Below are 18,235 nucleotides of genomic sequence, written 5' to 3'. Positions count from 1 at the left end.
TTTATGAAAAAGAAAACCATTTACTTAATAACCGGAGCTTGCGCGGCATTAATTATTCTTTTATTAGTTTTACAAAAGAATGGTGTTTTTGGCAAAAAAAATAATGGAAAAGAGGTAGAAATTGCAAAGGTTGAAAACCAAACGATTGTGGAAACCGTATCTGCAACCGGAAAAATTCAGCCGGAAATTGAAGTGAAAATTTCCTCGGAAGTTTCGGGTGAAATAATCGAGTTACCTGTAAAAGAAGGTCAAATTGTAAAAAAAGGCGACTTGCTGGTAAGAATCAATCCGGATCTTTATACGTCCAGTTTAAATCGTTCTGTAGCAAGCTTGTCCGGTTCTAAAGCAGGATTAAGTCAAGCCGATGCACAATTTACTGAGGCAAAAGCCAATTACGATAGAAATAAAACTTTGTTTGAAAAAGGAATTATTTCCAAAGCAGATTGGGACAAAGCGGTGTCGAGTTATGCCGTGGCACAAGCCAATAAACAATCGGCTTATTATAATGTACAAAGTGCTTCGGCAACAGTAAACGAAGCCAAGGACAATTTAGGACGAACTACAATTTACGCTCCTGCCGATGGAACAATTTCTTCACTTGGCGTAGAATTAGGTGAACGTGTTTTGGGAACACAACAAATGACAGGAACCGAAATACTTCGTGTGGCAAACCTTAATAATATGGAGGTTGAAGTTGATGTCAACGAAAATGATATTGTAAAAGTTAGTGTTGGCGATTCGGCAAAAGTTGAAGTTGATGCTTATTTGAAAAAAGAATTTAAGGGAATTGTTACCAGTATTTCTAATTCGGCAAGTGCAGATTTAACCGCTGACCAGGTTACTAATTTTAAAGTGAAAGTTAGAATTTTAAAAGAATCATACCAAGATTTACTAGAAGGAAAGCCGGCAAGTTACTCGCCATTTCGTCCAGGAATGACGGCAACGGTGGATATTATCACCAAAAGAAAAGAAAATGTTGTAGCTGTTCCAATTAGTGCCGTAGTTGTAAAAACGGATACTTCTGCAACCGCGAAACCGGATGTTGCAGTAGTCTCAGATGATAAAAATAAACAGAGCGTTCCACAGATTAATAAAAAATTCGAATGTGTATTTATTCGAAAAGGTAATAAAGCACAAATTCGAGTAATTAAAACCGGGATTCAAAATGATTCAAATATTGAAATCGTTTCAGGATTACAAAGTGGAGAAGAAGTAATCGTTGGTCCTTACAACGTTGTGACAAAAGAATTGAAATCAGGCGACGAAGTTTTCGTTGCAAACGAAAAAAATCAATCTAATCCAAAACCTAAAAAATAAATGGCGGTTATCCTCAACATTGAAACCTCCACAAAAAATTGTTCGGTTGGCATTGCTCAAGACGGGAAATTATTACACTTGCGAGAGTTTGCTGATGAAGGTTATGCACACGCCGAAAAGTTACACATCTTTATTGCGGAAAGTTTAGCAGCCGTTTCGCTTACACCAAAAGACCTAACCGCCATTGCTGTAAGTAAAGGTCCAGGATCTTACACGGGTTTGAGAATAGGTGTTTCAGCGGCAAAAGGATTGTGTTATGTTTTAAATATCCCACTAATTTCCGTAGATACTTTGGCGGTTTTAGCAGCAGCTTTGACCATCGACGGTGGCGTAAAAATTCCCATGATCGACGCTCGAAGAATGGAAGTGTATCATGCCATTTTTAGTCCTTCCGGAGAAATGTTGCAAGACGCCAAAGCCGAAATTATTACCGGTGAATCTTTTTCCATTTTAGATTTACCCATTCATTTGCTAGGTGATGGAGCAGAAAAATGCGCCGCGGTTTTGCCTAACGGTAAATTTGTTTTTCATCCGGAGATTCAATACCCTTCTGCAAGAGAAATGGCATCATTGTCATTTGACAAATACAAAAAAAGCGACACTGAAAATGTCGCTTATTTCGAACCTTTTTATCTTAAAGATTTTTTAATTCAATCAAAAAGCTAGATTGTTCCTAAAAACTGTGCAAGCTTTACCAAGTCTTCCTCTTTTTTGAAAGATATTTTTTGTTCTTTAAAGAAAGAATTTAAATCGTCTTTTTTGTCTGGAAAAAGTGAGATAATATTGTCTTTCTTAGAAATTGGAACAGCTGGCTCATTATTTTTTTTAATATAATAAATAGGTTTGTTAGTTACGTAACGAGCTCTCTTAGCTGTACTATAACTTGTTGATGCTGCTTCGGCAGGATAATATTTAATCCGTTCTCTTTTTAATAACATGACCTGGTCAACATTTGTTAACACTATCGCATATCCGTTTTCAATTTTGTCATCATCTTTTAATTCGATATATTGATACTCAGGTACGTTTACAGTTTTGATATCCTTAAACTTTTCTTCCTTTGGAAGTATAAAATATTCACCTTTGCCATTATCTAATTCAATTTCGTCTTTGTAGGCATTATATCTTGCCTTTACACTTTGCTCAACCGACGAAATTTTTGCCAATTTAAATTCTTCATTATAATAAGGCGATCCATCGATTGATTCAGTTTTATTTTTTATCACTATTCATTCGTTGCCGAAAAAGGAAGTCGCTAAATGTATCGTAAATTTGCGCGTGAATCGTGTTGCTTGTAAAACTTGCAATAATAAGTGCCAATGCTAAAATTTTATTTCTCATTAATTTTAATATATTTAATTCTGTTTATATTTCAATAATTTAATCATAAGTCAATCTTAATTAGTTATAGTGCTAAATTCGTGCCAATTAAGAACGGTTTTTAAAAAAACTGTTTGACAATCTAAAATTAGGTAGTAACTAATTTACTTCATCAGATTTCCTGCTTTTTAAGGAATCTAAATATAGTCAATTATACAACAATGCTTTCTAAAATAATCATAAGTTTTTTTTCAAGCTATATTATTTTTCCAGAAGTTCACGTAAGATTTTCTCAAACGATTCCGTTGGTTTTGTACATGTTTTTTGATAACAAAGATAAAATTGTGGCTTTTCGCTCGTTAATTTATTTTTTAAAAACGGTAAATTTGAATCTTTATTATTAGTTCCGGCAAGAACTAAATTTGGAAAATACCTTTGGTTGATTTTAGTCGCGTATTTTTCAGCAAAATCGTCACAAATTACCAATTCATAGCACTTTTCCGAAAACCACATTCCCACGTTTAACCAATTAGCAAATGCTGATGGATAATCGATTAGTGGAATAACATGGTATGTCATTTTTTTGGAAAGATTTAAAAAATAGTCATTTTCAAAATAAATGCTGAGTTTGTATAAATTTTCCGCCATCACAGAATTTGACGCCGAAATAACATTGTCTTCAATTTCAAAATGTGGCGCAATCAAAGCCTCATTGCTTCTGGAAGCGAAAAGAAAAAATCCTGAATTTTTTTCGTAAAAATAATCCAGACAATAATTCACGAGTTGTTTGGCTTTTTGCAACCATTTTTCTTCAAAGGTTACCTCGTATAATTTAATAAATGCCTCAATTACAAAACAATAATCTTCCAGATAACCATTAATTGCCGCAGTTTTATTTTGGTATGAGTGAAACAAATTTCCGTTTTCGTGCCACAAGTTGTCAATTATAAATTGGGCTGCTTTTTCGGCTTTCGCCAAATATTTCTCATTGGCAAAACTTTTATAAGCGTCCAAATAGCCCGAAATCATTATGGCATTCCAAGAGGTCAAAATTTTATTATCAAGTCGAGGTTTTTTGCGCTTTTCGCGCACCTCAAAAAGTTTTTCTTCCCATGATTTTTTATTTGCTATTACGCTTGTAAGATCAATTTTTTCATGGCTTGCAATTTCTTCCAGCGAACGATTTTGAATCAAAACATAATTACCTTTTTCCCAATATCCGAAGTCGTTGATGTTAAAAATTTTTGCAAATAAATCAAAATCGGAGTTTAGTAACTTTTGCAGTTCATTTTTAGTCCAAACATAAAAAGCACCTTCTTCCAAATGATTTTTTGCATTTAAACTATCGGCATCTAAGGCCGAAAAAAAACCGCCTGACTCATGGCTTAATTCTCTATCAATGAATGTTAAAGTTTTTTCTACAACTTCTTGAAACAAATTATTTTTGGTCAAACGATATGCTTCTGAATACAAAGAAACCAGTTGTGCATTATCATATAACATTTTTTCAAAATGAGGAACGTGCCATTTCAAATCCACCGAATAACGTGAAAATCCACCACCTACAACATCAAATAATCCTCCGAAAGCCATTTTCTGTAAAGTAAGATTCACGTGATTTAGTATTTCCGAATCGTTTTTAAGATGTCCGTATTTTAAGAGAAAGCTCAAGTTGTTGGGCATCATAAATTTTGGCGCTTTAGCATAACCGCCAAATTCGTGGTCGAAACTTTTTTTCCATTTCTCTAAAAGCGGTTCTATCGATGGTAATTCATCGATTTTTTCCGCTTTGGGAATTAAGCTCGATTGCATGATTCCGTTGTGGAGTTTTTCGGCGTAATCCAAGACTTTTTCGGTTTGGTTGCGGTACATTTGTTGCAATTCTTCGAGGGTTTCCGTCCATTCTTCTTTGCGAAAATAAGTGCCGCCCCAAATAGGTTTTCCGTTCGGGAGGCAAACCACATTCATGGGCCAACCACCTCGTCCAGTCATAATTTGGACCGCTTTCATGTAAACGGCATCAACATCCGGATGTTCTTCGCGATCGACTTTAATGTTGATAAAATGCTGGTTCATCACATTTGCTGCTTCGGGATTTTCGAAAGTTTCGTGTTCCATGACGTGACACCAATGACAAGCTGAATATCCTACGGAAATAATGATGAGTTTATTGTGTGATTGGGCAAGTTCGAAATTTTTTGCATGCCAAGCTTTCCAATGTACAGGATTGTTGGCGTGTTGTAAAAGGTATGGACTTGATTGTTGTGAAAGTTCATTCATGGCAGTTGGGTTTTAGCCCCGATTGAAGCGGAAAGCTTTTTGAAGGTTTTGACTGTTTTTTGTTTGGAAAAAAAAGCGACTCCCGACACTTCGGGAGGAGCTCTTTTTTTTCATTACAAAAAAGGAAAAACCGAAAAAACTTGTAGCGAAAAGCGGGAAATAGCTTCAAATAAAAATTAAAAAAAGCGTTTCGAAAGGGAAACGCTTAAAGTTACTAATTTTTTATCCGTTGAGGGCTTCGACTTTAATGTTTTCGTCTTTGAGCATGTCTTTGAGCATGTTTTCGATCCCGTTTTTGAGGGTGAAAGTTGAGGAAGGACAACCGCTGCAAGCACCTTGAAGTACTACTTTTACACGTTTTTCGGTGTCGTCATAAGAGTCGAATAAAATATTTCCGCCATCGGCAGCAACGGCTGGTTTTACATATTCTTCCAAGATGTTGATGATTTGCTGCGAAGTGACATCGAGCTGGTCAAAATTTTCTATTTTTTGTTTTTCGGTTTTGGGGCTTATGGATGCTAAAGTTTCGTCAATTATAATGCCTCCGTTTTCAATAAATTGTTTTATGAAAGTACGGATTTCGAAGGTGATATCTTGCCATTCCGAAACGGCATATTTGGTGATGGAAACGTAGTTTTCATCGATAAAAATTTCTTTTACGTACGGAAATTTGAATAATTCGATGGCTAGGGGAGAGGCAGTTGCTTCATCGATATTTTTAAATTCGGCGGCGGTTTCCGTGAGGCGTTTGTTGGCCACAAATTTTTGTACAGCGGGATTTGGGGTGCTTTCGGCGTAAACGGTAATCGGCGTTTTTTTCGGTTTTTCGGTTTCGAGAATTACCGGAGCCCCTTTTTCGAGGTAGGCTTCAATTTGTTCGGCAACGGCTTCCTGAACATCTTCCCATTCTACGATGTTGTAGCGTTGGATGGCAATAAAATTTCCGGAGATGTATACTGATTTGACAAACGGAAGGTAAAAAAGTTGTTGTGCCAATGGCGAATTTTTGGCTTCGTCGATATTTTTATATTCGAAATTTTGATTTTGTGTGATGAAATCTTCGAGTTCAAACTTGAGTATCGTGGGGTTTTGGGTTTCTTTGATGGTAACTTTACTCATGGGTAATTATATTTTTTGCAAATTTAACAACTATATTTTCCATGATACGCTATATTTGAATTTTTAAAGAATAAATTAACACAACAGGGTAGTTTCGGAAGCGTAATATTAACGAAATTGTAACCAACCTATAAGAAAAATTTATATATTTGACCGCTACAAAAATTTTTAAAATATTTATTTTAGAGGTTTAGCACATAATAAAAATGACCCCATGAATTTCAAAAAAAGGTATTTAGCTTTATTATTATTGTTGTCTCAGGTTTCTTTTGCACAAGAAGGAATTGCAGTGTATTCTGATTATCTTACGGATAATTACTATTTAATACATCCTTCTATGGCTGGAGCTGCTAATTGTGCTAAACTTCGGTTAACGGCTCGCCAACAGTGGTTTGGACAAGATGATGCTCCTGCGTTGCAAACACTTAGTTTCAATAGTCGTGTGGGAGAGCAATCTGGTGTAGGGGTAATTTTTTTCAATGATAAAAATGGTTATCATTCTCAAACCGGAGCTAAATTAACTTATGCACATCACATTCAATTTTCGCGTGGGGGTTATGATTTAAACCAGCTTTCGTTTGGTATGAGTGCTGGTTTGGTACAAAGTCGTTTGGACGAAAATGATTTTTTAAATGAACCTTTTGATCCTGTAATTGTAGGAGGAATTTATCAAAAAGATTCCTACTTCAATGTTGATTTTGGAATGTCTTATAATTATCTTGATTTTTATACACATTTTACGGTAAAAAATGCCGTTTCGAATATTAGAAGAGAAATTTATTCAGATTTTGAATCGGATAACTTGAGGAAATATTTATTTAGTGCGGGTTATGTTTTTGGCGATGCAGATCGTTTGCAACTCGAGCCTTCATTAATGTTTCAATACACCGAAGAAACGACTGAAAAGGCGATTGACCTTAACTTGAAAGTCTATAAGGAATTAGATTTTGGACGTCTTTGGGGTGGACTTTCTTACAGAAGAAGTTTTGACGGAGCTCAATATCCTGATGGAGCTGGTGGAGGTGTAGCGGATCAAAAGTTACAATACATTACGCCTTTTGTGGGATTAAATTACAAAAATTTTATGGTAGGTTACACTTATTCTCATCTTACAGGAGATGTTAAGTTTGACAACGGGGGATTTCACCAAATCACCCTTGGGTTGAATTTATTCTGCAAGCGCGAAAAATGGGATTGTAACTGTCCAGCAGTTAACTAATTTTAAAGTTATTATTAATTCTGTCCTGGTAAGTTTTATTAAATTTATCAGGACAATTTTTTTTACTCAAGATTATGTTGGTAAAAACTATCAATGGCAAAACGCCTAATATTCCTAAGGATTGCTATATTGCCGAAAATGCTACTATTATTGGTGAAGTAAGTTTTGGAAATTCTTGCAGCGTTTGGTTTAATGCGGTGGTGAGAGGTGATGTACATTTTATTAAAATAGGAAATAAAGTAAACATTCAAGATGGAGCTGTGATTCATTGTACTTATCAAAAGCATCCTACAATTATTGGAAACAATGTATCAATTGGGCATAATGCCATTGTTCATGGCTGTGAAATTCACGATAATGTGTTGATAGGAATGGGATCGATTGTGATGGATAACTGTGTGGTTCATAGTCATTCGATTATTGCGGCTGGAGCTGTTGTAACGCAAGGAACTGTTGTAGAATCTGGAAGCATTTATGCGGGAATTCCGGCAAAAAAAGTGAAAGATTTAAACCAGTCTGACTTTGCTGGTGAAATCGAACGAATTTCTAATAATTATGTGATGTATAGCGGTTGGTTTAAAGATTCTGACTAAAAATCTCTCTCAATCACTGTAAATTCATATTTTAATATTTTTTTTAAAACAGCGGGATTTGTATTGGTGTAAAAAATATTATTCGCTTTTACGGAATTGTTGAATCCAATGTTTTCTAGGACTTTTTTTGTTTGTTTGGCAACGGCTTCGCCAGAATCTATGATTTTGATGTGAGGAGGCAAAATGTTTATTATCTGTGGAATCAAATAGGGGTAATGACTACAACCTAAAACTAAATAATCAATATTTTCTTCAATCATCGGATGCAGATATTGCTGTAATAAATGGGTCATTTCTTCTGACTCGATTTTGCCATTTTCAATAAGTTGTACCAAATTATAGCCTACTTGTTCTATAATTTTAGTATCATGAAATTGTTCAGTTGCTTTATTGAAAAGTTCGCTATTTAAAGTTCCTTTTGTAGCTAAGATTCCAATTGTTTGTGTTTTTGAATGATTTGCTGCAGGTTTTATGGCGGGTTCTATACCAATAAACGGGACGTTATATTTTGCTCTTAATTCTTTGATAGCATTTGTAGTAGCGGTATTACAAGCCACTACAATTAATTTTGCATTACGATCCAGCAGGAATTCAGTGTTTTTAATGCTGAGTTCAATAATTTCATCTTTAGACTTCTGACCATAAGGCGCGTTTTTGCTATCGGCTAAATAAATGGTATTTTCATTGGGCAATAACTGATGGATTTCTTTCCAAATAGAAGTGCCACCAATTCCGGAGTCAAAAAGGCCGATAGGATTATCGTTAATCATGAGTACAAATATAAAAAAACTGCCCATTAAAAAATGGACAGTTTTCAGTGTTTTTGTATTTTGATGTCGGATTAAAATCCTAAGTCTTTTTTTACATCAGCAGTAAGGTCTGGACCGTCAGCTAAAAGTAATCCTGCTGCGTTTAAAACGTATTGATATCCTTTTGCTTTACCTACTTTTTTGATTGAAGCTTCTACTTTTTCCATGATTGGTTTTAGTAATTCAGCCTCTTTCTTTTGTAATTCCTTTTGTGCATTGTCACGAAAATCAGCAATTCTTTTTTGAGAATCTTGAACTTCTGCAATACGCTCTTGGTTTATTTTTTCAGTAACAGTTTGCTCTTCTTCGCCATATTTTTTAAGTTTTGCCTGATATTCAGTTGTCATGGCATTGAACTCAGTTGTATAGGTGTCGCTTAATTTTTTTAATTGTTTTTCAGCTTCAATTCTAGCCGGCATTTTCTCCATTATTTCGTTTACATCTACGTGAGCAGTTTTAGCTTGTGCATTTGCAGCTTGTGCTCCAAAGAATAAAGTAGCGGCAATTAATAAAGATTTCAATTGTTTCATTTTTAAATAAAGTATTAAATTAATTTAGTTTTAGTTTTGATCATCGTTTGTAGAGTTAGCTGGTGGAGATGTTTTATTTTCACGCTCTTTTTTAGCAGCTTCTCTTTCCTCTAATATTTTTCTACGTCTTTCTTCTAATGCTGCTTTTCGTTCGTCTAACTTGCGTTGTCTTTCGGCAGCAGCTTCCTGACGGATTTGTTCTGGTGTTTTTTTCTCGGGTTGAACGGTTTCACCGTCACTATTTTTTTCTGTACTAGTTTCACTACTTTTATTAGCTGCGGCAGCTTTTTTGTCTTCCTGATCTGCTATTTTTTGGTCCGCTTTAGCTTTTGCTGCTTCGCGTTTCGCATTCCTGTCATCTATAAGTTTTTGACGTTTTTCTTCGAATGCAGCTCGTTTTGCTTCTGCAGCTGCTTGACGGTCTTCAATCATTTTTTGTCTTTCGGCTTGTTTCGCTTCAAGTGCTTTTTGTCTTTCGGCTAAGGCTGGATTATCGTCAATTTCATCTTGTTTTCTATCTGCTTCTTCTTGTTCTTTAATTTGCTTGCTGCTCATCTGTTCTCGTTTAGAAGCGCGAGACAATTGGCGAATCACTCTGTCACTAATGTTGTGTTGTTGTGCTGCAAAAAGCATGGTTAAATCCGATGATTTATCAAACACAAAATCATATCTGTCTTTCGCAAGATCTTGAACGATGGTAAACACCTGATCTTGAATTGGTTTTACCAAAATCGCTTTTTGTGTCATCAAATCTCCAGTGGGCCCAAATCTTTTTTGCTGGAAAGCCAAAAGTTCGCTTTCTAAAAACGAAATTTCTTCTTCGCGTTCTTCAATCAACTCTTTAGTTAAAAGTACTCTTTCTGTCTTGAGGTTTTCTTTTAACTTATTGATTTCATTTTTTTTCACTTCAGCTTCTTGTTTCCAGCCTTGTGCTTTTAATTCGAGCTGGTTTTTGGCTTCTGCATAATCTGGAACTTTTTCTAAAATATATTCCATATCGATGTAACCGATTCTTACACCACGACCTTGAGCCTGTGTGGCAAATGATATTGATGCGGCAAATAACAGAATGATGAATTGTTTCATATAAATATTGTATTAGAAAATATCATGCCAAATTTAATCTTTTTTTAGAATTGCTGTCCGATAATAAAATGCGTTTCCCAACCATTCTTTTGAGTTGCTCCAGGAATTGGGTCGAAACCATGTGCAAAATCGATTCCTAACAATCCAAATGCGGGCATAAAAATTCTGATTCCTACTCCGGCAGAACGTTGCATATCAAACGGGTTGTAATCTCTGAATTTATCAAAAGATGATCCGGCTTCCAAAAACGTTAACGCATAAATTGATGCGGTATTGCCCATGGTGATAGGGTATCTAAGTTCCATAGTGAATTTGTTGTAGATTGTACCACCATCTTGCGAAGATAGTGATTGATTTGGATAACCTCTTAATTGAACGATTTCTCTACCATCTAATGTATAATTAGCTAATCCATCTCCTCCTACGAAAAATCTTTCAAATGGAACTAACCCTCTATCATTATTGTATGCTCCAAGGAATCCAAATTCTCCAGCAGATCTAAGTACTAGTTTTCCTACAAGTTTAGTGTACCAGTCTCCTCTAAATTTTATTTTGTAATATTCTAACCAGTTGAAACGTTCTTGGTCAATTTTAGATTGATTAGGAGTTCCATCGGCATTTTGAAATTCTTCTTTGTTAGCTAGATTTGCATAATCTACTCCATTGAATAGAGAGTATGGTAATGTAAATTTTCCTGAGATACTAAATTCGGAGCCATACATTGGGAAAATAGGACTGGTACCTTTGTTGTTTCGGGTGAGGCCGACTGTGTAAGCTAAATTTCGTGCACTTCCATCGCCGAAGGTAAACAATCCGGTATTATAGTTGTTCAAATCATAGTATTGAAAACTTACGGATTGAGAAAGCGTAAAATAATCGTCTGGAACGTTTAATCTTTTGGCTAAGCCTAATGATAATGAAGTGATGTTAAAACTTCTAGTTCTGTCAACGTTATTAAATCCTGAGTTAAGAAACTGTTTACTGTGGGAAATTGATCCTGAAAATTGGACTGGCTTTTTGCCACCAATCCATGGTTCTGAAAAGGATAAACTGTAAGTTTGGAAAAATGTACTTCCTTGTAAACGCAAGGCCAGTTGTTGTCCATCTCCCATTGGTACTGGTTTGTAAGCGTCTTTGTTGAAAATGTTTTTCATTGAAAAGTTGTTGAATGAAAGTCCCAAAGTTCCAATGAAACCACCGCCTCCATAACCTCCTTGTAGTTCTATTTGACTAGATCCTTTTTCTACTACATTATATTCGATATCTACGGTTCCCGAAGCTGGATCTACGTTTTTAAATTTAGGCTCTAAGGCTTCCGGATCAAAAAAGTTTAACTGACCTAGTTCTCGAACGCTTCGCATTAATAATTCTTTGCTGTATTTTTGACCTGGATAGGTTCTTACAGTTCTTAAAATTACGTTATCGTTAGTTTTGTCATTTCCTTTAACGGTAATTTTATTAAAATACGCGATGGGACCCTCTAAGATTCTGATTTCAAAATCAATTGTATCGTTAGCTGTTTTGGTTTCTACTGCATTAATTTGTGAGAAAAGGTAACCGTTATTTTGGTATAAATTTGTTATGTCTTCTCCGTCTGGTTTGGTTTTGTCGGCAATTCTTTTTTGGAGTAAAACACCGTTATATACATCTCCTTTATTGATGCCTAACATTTTTCTTAAACCTTGATCAGAATATACTGTATTACCAAGGAATTTAATATCTCCAAAGTAGTATTGACTTCCTTCCTCAACTTTTACATTAATGGCAATTGTGTTTTTTTCTTTATTGTAAGCCACGCTATCACTAATGACACGTGCATCTCGATAACCTTTTTCTTTATATTTAGAAACTATGTTTTCTAAATCTTCTTGATATTTATCTTTGATGTATTTCGAGCCTTTCCAAAAACGAAGCGGGAATTTCGTTTTAGTGTTTTTCATTGCCTTGCGCAGTTTGGCGTCAGAAATTTTTTTGTTACCGTCAAATTCTATTGATGAAACCTTAACTTTTTCGCCTTTATCGATGTTTACCACCATTTTTACTTCATTTCCAGCAGTAGTGTCCGGAATGGTGTTAATTGCTACTTTGGTGTTATAAAAGCCGTCTTTTTTATATTTATTTTCAATATAATTTTTAGTTGTAGTGATCAGGTTTTCGTTAACGATTTTTCCTTTAGTCAAATTATTTTCCTTGATTAATGCTTCAATCTTTGACTTTTTAACGCCTTGGATTTTTACATCGTTCAATTTCGGTAATTCGCTAATAAACATGTCGATGTAAACACTGTCGCCTTGAATTCGATTTACATAGAGATCAATTTCGTTAAAAAGCCCAAGCTTCCATAATTTTTTGATAGCGGTACTAATTTCTTCCCCTGGAACTGTTATTTTTTGACCACGTTGTAACCCGGCAAAAGTAACCACGGTTTGCTGGTTATAACTAATTTTTCCGATAACATTTATATCGGCTAAAATGTAACTTCTACCTTGATCAAATGGGATTCTGTCTTGAGCGTTTGCCTGAAATAAAATTCCTGAGCCTACAATAGCTAAGAAAAGTTTAATGCTTTTTAACATTAATAATACTTATTAAATTTGTTCACTTGTTTTTCCAAATCGTCGTTCTCTTTTTTGATAGCTTAAAATAGCTTCATAAAGATGTTCGGGTGTAAAATCCGGCCATAAGACATCGGTAAAAAATAATTCGGCATATGCTATTTGCCAAAGTAAGAAATTACTGATGCGATGTTCACCGCTTGTGCGGATTAGAAGGTCAACGTCTGGTAAATTTTGCGTGTAAAGATGCTGATTAATAATTGATTCGTCAATACTGTCAATTGAAATTATATTATTTTTAACTTTACTACTGATGTTTTTAATAGCCGAAATTAATTCTTCTCTGGAACCGTAGCTCAATGCTAAAGTCAATGTCATTCTACTATTTGCGGAAGTTTTTTCAATAACCCCTGCAAGTTCTTTTTGGACGGAATTGGGTAAAGCGCTAAAATTGCCAATGGTATTGAGGCGGATATTATTCTCCATCAAGGTTTTAAGTTCGTTCTTTAAAGAACTAACTAGTAGCTTCATTAAAGTATCTACTTCTAATTTAGGGCGATTCCAATTTTCAGTAGAAAAAGCATAAAGTGTAAGATTTTGAATGCCTAATTTAGTACAAGTTTCTACTGTTTTTCTTACTGATTTTGTACCGTTTTCATGCCCAAAAGTGCGCAAAAACCCTTTTTGTTTTGCCCAACGACCATTGCCATCCATGATAATGGCTAGATGTTTTGGGAGGTTATTTTGGTCAATCGATTCGTATAAGTTCATTGTAAATCTATTCCGGGCAATAGCAAGGTTTGTTGCCAAAGGTATATGTTAATGTTAATCCTGTAAATACATACCAATCTTTACTATTAAAATTTCCAAATTTTAAATGTGCAAAGTTATCGTTTTTTGGGTTGCTTCCATCAAGATTATCCGTAAATGTATATCGAACACCTGATTCAATACCTAAAACAAAACGTTCTGCAATCCTTGTTTTTACACCTAAAATAATTGGTATCGCGAAGGACTGTCTTGTTTCGTCTTCTTGATAATGATTGTTTAAATGGTACAATTCTGTATAGCGAAAATAACTCACACCTGAGTAAACATAAGGGGTAATTAAAAATCCGCTTTCGTGCAAGTTAAAATCAAAAAAACTAAATTCAAGGCCTAAAGATAATTCTTTTAGGTCATTTTCAAAATTATAGCCACGGCCGTTTCTAGAAGGTACATCAGAGTCTAAATCGTTTGAGGTTATTTTTCCTTGTGTATATGAAACTCTCCAAGAATGTCTTGGGCTTCTGTTCCATTTATACAAAATTCCAAAAGCGTATTCGTTGGGTTTGATATAATTTGTTGGTCCAATATCGCCTATGTAATTGTTACCACCAGCAAAAACACCAATCTCGTGAATTTGTGCTTTTGTGCTTAAAAAAGTTGATAATAATAAAACGAAAACAAAAATTTTCTTCATTTAACTGAAAAATAAGGGTGCAAATATACTAATTACGAACACTTTTTAACTATATAATCTCGCCAAATGCTTTTTTATTTTAACGAAAATAATTTTAATGCTCCAATCTTAAAACGAAAGTTGTGTAAGGTTAGTATGAAATCGTAAAGTATTTTAGGCTAATTTCTTTTGTCTTCGCCCCAAAGCAATTTGTTCCGAAGAGTTTTGAGAAAACTTTTTCCGGGAATTTCAATCATATTGATAACAAATTCTTTTTTAGAAATTGTCAAAACGGTTTCATTGCTAATTACCGCAACGCGCGAATCAAGCGATACCAAATATTGCTCTTCGCGGCCAGAAACTTTTAATTTAATTTCGGTAGAATCTGGAATGACAAGAGGTCTTGCGTTAAGATTATGTGGCGCAATTGGGGTGATCACAAAACTGTTTACTTCCGGAGTTAAAATGGGACCACCGCAACTTAAAGAATATCCGGTAGAACCCGTTGGTGTAGAAATAATTAATCCGTCAGCCCAATAAGAAGTTAGATATTCATCGTTTAAATAAGTTTCGATAGTAATCATTGATGCCGAATCTTTCCTACTTACCGAAATTTCATTCATAGCAAAATCCAGCGAAGCGGTTTCTGGGATTTCGCTGTCGCTTTCTAACCCAATTACGGTTCTGGATGAAAGCGAATAATTGCCATCAATCAAAAATTGTAAAAATTCCTCTATATTTTCTTTTTGAACCGCTGCTAAAAAACCCAATCTTCCAGCATTAATTCCTAATATCGGAATTCCGGAATCTCGTACCAAAGTTGCCGCACGTAAAATCGTTCCATCACCGCCAATACTTACCAAAACATCGGTATCTTTTGGTAAATCTGAAAAATCATGAAACGTAACATAATCTTTCCGGATAATTTCTTTTTCGTAAAGCATTTCCAAAAAAGCATCCTGAATCACTAAATCCACCTTATTTTTGTTGAAGAAAACAAAAATGTCGCGAATAATTGGTTCCGTACTATTTTGGTAATATTGTCCGTAAATGGCAACTTTCATGGTTGATTTGTTTTAACAAAAATGCAATTCTTAATATTTCAATCTTTCAATTTACACTATATATTAAGGTAGCGATCCAAATAATCTGACCTTTCTTTTAACGCATTCAAATAATTATCTTCCTGATGTTCCGAAACTATCTCGTAATTATAGCGTCTAAATGTTTGGATAATTTCGTTCAAAGAACCCAAAGTAACTTTCACAGTAATTTGAGCCAGTCCGTTTTCCACGTTAGAAACAAACATCCCTAAAATTTTCCCGTTATTGCTTTCCACTATTTGCGCCACTTGCCCCATCGAATAGTCCGCCACCGGTTTTTGTACAATCAAAATGCCTCCCAATTCTTTTAGAAAAGGCGTTTCGTGAAAAAATTTTACAATATCAGTGATATCATAATAGCCTTTGTAAACATTGGCTTCATCTAAAACCGGAACAACGCTGGCATGATTTCGGGCAAAAACCTCAAAAACATCCAGCCAAATCATGGTGTTTCTCACATAAAAACCTTCAAGCGTATAGCGATAATCTGCAATGGTTTTTTCCGAGTCAAAAGTTTCTACATCATCACTAGAAATGCTTCCCACGTAAATTCCATTCTCCAAAACTGGAAAATGCGTGAAAGACAATTCCGCAAAAAAATCCTGCACACCTGCAATTGTCTCGCTAATATCTAAACCCTTGATGTCGTTATTTATGTAATCTGTAATTTCTGTCATAAGGTTAATTCAAATATCGATTGCAAAATAATCAAAATTAACCACAAAATGCCGTGTTTAACTTTGTATTTTTGTAAGGAAAATTACTCAAAAAGCATTCCAATGACAAAGTTAAGCGTAAATATTAATAAAATTGCCACACTTAGAAATGCACGTGGTGGCAATGTTCCTGATTTACTAAAAGTGGCCAAAGATATAGAACGTTTTGGCGGACAAGGCATTACCATTCATCCACGTCCGGACGAACGTCACATTCGCTATCAAGATGCACGCGATTTAAAAAAAATTGTCACTACCGAATTAAATATCGAAGGAAATCCCACACAAAAATTCATAGACCTCGTGCTTGAAGTCCAACCCCATCAAGTTACTTTAGTTCCGGATGCAGACGATGCCATCACCTCTAATGCGGGTTGGGATACCATCAAAAATCAAAATTTTCTGCAGGAAATCATTGCAGAATTTAAGCGAAATAACATTCGCACTTCAATTTTCGTAGATCCCGTTCCAGCCATGATTGAAGCCGCTAAAAAAACCGGAACCGATCGTGTCGAATTGTACACAGAATCTTTTGCACATCAATATTCCCAAGGCAACAAAGCCGGTATCAATCCGTATATTGAAGCTGCGAAAATTGCCAATGAACTCGATTTGGGCATCAATGCCGGACACGATTTAAGCCTCGAAAACATTCAGTTTTTTCAACAAAATATTCCTAATTTACTTGAAGTTTCCATCGGTCACGCCCTAATTTCCGAAGCTATTTACCTAGGATTGGAAAACGTTGTAAACATGTATCTCCATAAATTAAAATAAATTTTTTTGGGCGTGTCCCGCCGCGGCGGGTCGGGCTTTCCGTTACAATCTTTTTTCTTGCCAAAAAAAGCAAGAAAAAAGGATTTCCACTATAATCCCTCACGCAAATTCCTGCAAACCAGAAAAAAATCTGCAAAAAATCATGAAAATATTACACTCAAAAATAGAAGGCGAAGGTAAACCATTGTTAATCCTACACGGATTTTTAGGAATGTCAGACAACTGGAAAACTCTTGCCAACCAATATGCTAACGAAGGATTTGAAACCCATGGCATCGATCTTCGCAACCATGGCAGAAGTTTTCATTCTAACAATTTTACCTATCAAGATATGGTAAACGATATTGTTTCGTATTGTCAAGAAAAAAATCTCGAAAAAATATACATCATCGGGCATTCCATGGGTGGAAAAGTGGCCATGTTTTTAGCCACGCAACATCCCGAACTCATCAAAAAATTATTAGTGGCTGACATCGGACCAAAATATTATGCACCACATCATCAAGATATTCTCAACGGTTTAAACGCTGTCGATTTTTCTCAAAAACCCGGCAGGAGTGATGTGGAAGAAATTTTAAAACTACATATTCCTGATTTTGGCACCAGACAATTTCTGATGAAAAATTTACATTGGGAAACTTCAAGCCAACTTGCGTTTCGCTTTAACCTCAAAACCTTAACCGAGGAAGTAGAAAATATCGGCGAAGCTCTGCCAGAAGAAAAAAAATTCAATGGAGAAACACTGTTTTTGCGTGGCGAAAAATCTAACTATATTAAGGAAAAAGATTTTGAAGTAATTAAAAAACATTTTCCAAAGGCAGAAATCAAAACCATTGCAAACGCCGGACATTGGCTTCATGCCGAAAATCCAAAAGATTTTTTTGAAGAAAGTAGTCGGTTTTTGATGTAATTTTGATTTGAAGATTTAGTGACTACTTTAAAGTTACAACTTCTAAATTTTTACTAACCAATTACTCAAAAGATGAATTTATTATTAAGAATTTTCATTACCGCCGTTTTAGTCATGGTCATTTCGCACTTCATGCCCGGAATTGCCCTCAAAGGAACACATGGAATTTCTTCCACCAATTTTATGACCGCTATTTGGGTAGCCATTGTTTTAGGATTGCTTAATTTGCTGGTAAAACCTATTTTAGTTATTCTCACTTTACCTATAACATTTATAACCTTAGGATTATTTTTGCTGGTAATTAATGCTCTAATAATTTTGCTTTGCGCCAACATCGTTCCGGGTTTTGCTGTGGAAAGTTTTTGGACAGCTCTGTTTTTTAGTTTAATCTTGTCCATCCTACAATCCATTATTTTTTCGATTGCTGGCGCAAATGATTAAGATAGAAAACCGTTAACGT

Annotated in this window: 18 protein-coding genes; 7 read left to right on the top strand and 11 right to left on the bottom strand. The window is 35.1% G+C overall.

What is annotated here, in order from left to right; translation table 11 throughout:
- Positions 1-3 precede the first annotated feature (3 nt).
- A complete protein-coding gene (locus GV828_RS10020; RefSeq protein ID WP_166537359.1) occupies positions 4-1,317 on the top strand; it encodes an efflux RND transporter periplasmic adaptor subunit in 1,314 nt (437 codons plus the stop codon).
- Positions 1,318-1,983 carry a tRNA (adenosine(37)-N6)-threonylcarbamoyltransferase complex dimerization subunit type 1 TsaB gene (tsaB, locus tag GV828_RS10015; protein WP_166537358.1) on the top strand — a complete coding sequence of 222 codons (666 nt, stop codon included), beginning with the start codon at positions 1,318-1,320 and terminating at the stop codon, positions 1,981-1,983. It begins immediately after the preceding gene.
- Here tsaB and GV828_RS10010 read toward each other — a convergent pair.
- From GV828_RS10010 to GV828_RS10000, 3 genes are all read right to left on the bottom strand, one after another.
- Complete coding sequence (locus GV828_RS10010) at positions 1,980-2,543, bottom strand: hypothetical protein (protein ID WP_166537357.1); 564 nt, start codon at positions 2,541-2,543, stop codon at positions 1,980-1,982. The two genes, tsaB and GV828_RS10010, sit on opposite strands and share 4 nt — an antisense overlap.
- Before the next feature lie 355 nt (positions 2,544-2,898).
- Positions 2,899-4,917: a thioredoxin domain-containing protein gene (locus GV828_RS10005; RefSeq protein ID WP_166537356.1), complete on the bottom strand. Its 2,019-nt coding sequence runs from the start codon at positions 4,915-4,917 to the stop codon at positions 2,899-2,901.
- 222 nt (positions 4,918-5,139) lie between these two features.
- Complete coding sequence (locus GV828_RS10000) at positions 5,140-6,036, bottom strand: NifU family protein (RefSeq protein ID WP_166537355.1); 897 nt, start codon at positions 6,034-6,036, stop codon at positions 5,140-5,142.
- 214 nt (positions 6,037-6,250) lie between these two features.
- Here GV828_RS10000 and GV828_RS09995 point away from each other — a divergent pair, with 214 nt between their 5' ends.
- On the top strand, positions 6,251-7,255 hold the full coding sequence (locus GV828_RS09995; RefSeq protein ID WP_166537354.1) for a PorP/SprF family type IX secretion system membrane protein: 1,005 nt from the start codon (positions 6,251-6,253) through the stop codon (positions 7,253-7,255).
- A 74-nt stretch (positions 7,256-7,329) separates the two neighbouring features.
- Complete coding sequence (locus tag GV828_RS09990) at positions 7,330-7,848, top strand: gamma carbonic anhydrase family protein (RefSeq protein WP_166537353.1); 519 nt, start codon at positions 7,330-7,332, stop codon at positions 7,846-7,848.
- Here the strand turns inward: GV828_RS09990 and murI are convergent.
- The 8 genes from murI to GV828_RS09950 all read right to left on the bottom strand — a co-directional run bounded on the left by murI (position 7,845) and on the right by GV828_RS09950 (position 16,049).
- Positions 7,845-8,618 (bottom strand): glutamate racemase, encoded by a 774-nt coding sequence (gene murI / locus GV828_RS09985; protein ID WP_166537388.1) that lies wholly within the window; start codon positions 8,616-8,618, stop codon positions 7,845-7,847. The genes GV828_RS09990 and murI overlap by 4 nt on opposite strands.
- Before the next feature lie 71 nt (positions 8,619-8,689).
- Positions 8,690-9,187 (bottom strand): OmpH family outer membrane protein, encoded by a 498-nt coding sequence (locus GV828_RS09980; RefSeq protein WP_166537352.1) that lies wholly within the window; start codon positions 9,185-9,187, stop codon positions 8,690-8,692.
- A 30-nt stretch (positions 9,188-9,217) separates the two neighbouring features.
- Positions 9,218-10,273, bottom strand: a complete 1,056-nt coding sequence (locus GV828_RS09975) for an OmpH family outer membrane protein (protein ID WP_166537351.1) — start codon at positions 10,271-10,273, stop codon at positions 9,218-9,220.
- A gap of 44 nt (positions 10,274-10,317) precedes the next feature.
- On the bottom strand, positions 10,318-12,849 hold the full coding sequence (gene bamA / locus GV828_RS09970) for an outer membrane protein assembly factor BamA (protein WP_166537350.1): 2,532 nt from the start codon (positions 12,847-12,849) through the stop codon (positions 10,318-10,320).
- Positions 12,850-12,861: 12 nt separating this feature from the next.
- Complete coding sequence (locus tag GV828_RS09965; RefSeq protein WP_166537349.1) at positions 12,862-13,599, bottom strand: isoprenyl transferase; 738 nt, start codon at positions 13,597-13,599, stop codon at positions 12,862-12,864.
- Positions 13,600-13,606: 7 nt separating this feature from the next.
- Positions 13,607-14,290 carry a type IX secretion system protein PorG gene (gene porG, locus GV828_RS09960; protein ID WP_166537348.1) on the bottom strand — a complete coding sequence of 228 codons (684 nt, stop codon included), beginning with the start codon at positions 14,288-14,290 and terminating at the stop codon, positions 13,607-13,609.
- A 158-nt stretch (positions 14,291-14,448) separates the two neighbouring features.
- Complete coding sequence (locus GV828_RS09955) at positions 14,449-15,333, bottom strand: NAD kinase (protein ID WP_166537347.1); 885 nt, start codon at positions 15,331-15,333, stop codon at positions 14,449-14,451.
- Between the two features lie 56 nt (positions 15,334-15,389).
- Positions 15,390-16,049, bottom strand: coding sequence for a CBS domain-containing protein (locus GV828_RS09950; RefSeq protein ID WP_166537346.1), 660 nt, complete (start codon positions 16,047-16,049; stop codon positions 15,390-15,392).
- A 102-nt stretch (positions 16,050-16,151) separates the two neighbouring features.
- Between GV828_RS09950 and GV828_RS09945 the strand changes: the two genes are divergently transcribed.
- The 3 genes from GV828_RS09945 (at position 16,152) to GV828_RS09935 (ending at position 18,216) form a co-directional block, all read left to right on the top strand.
- Complete coding sequence (locus GV828_RS09945) at positions 16,152-16,865, top strand: pyridoxine 5'-phosphate synthase (RefSeq protein WP_166537345.1); 714 nt, start codon at positions 16,152-16,154, stop codon at positions 16,863-16,865.
- 148 nt (positions 16,866-17,013) lie between these two features.
- Positions 17,014-17,775, top strand: a complete 762-nt coding sequence (locus GV828_RS09940; protein WP_166537387.1) for an alpha/beta fold hydrolase — start codon at positions 17,014-17,016, stop codon at positions 17,773-17,775.
- A gap of 72 nt (positions 17,776-17,847) precedes the next feature.
- Positions 17,848-18,216, top strand: a complete 369-nt coding sequence (locus GV828_RS09935; RefSeq protein ID WP_166537344.1) for a phage holin family protein — start codon at positions 17,848-17,850, stop codon at positions 18,214-18,216.
- Positions 18,217-18,235 lie beyond the last annotated feature (19 nt).

Origin of the sequence: Flavobacterium ichthyis (genome assembly GCF_009915155.1) — a bacterium.
Lineage (GTDB): Bacteria > Bacteroidota > Bacteroidia > Flavobacteriales > Flavobacteriaceae > Flavobacterium > Flavobacterium ichthyis.
This window is presented reverse-complemented; position numbering and strand designations above follow the sequence as displayed.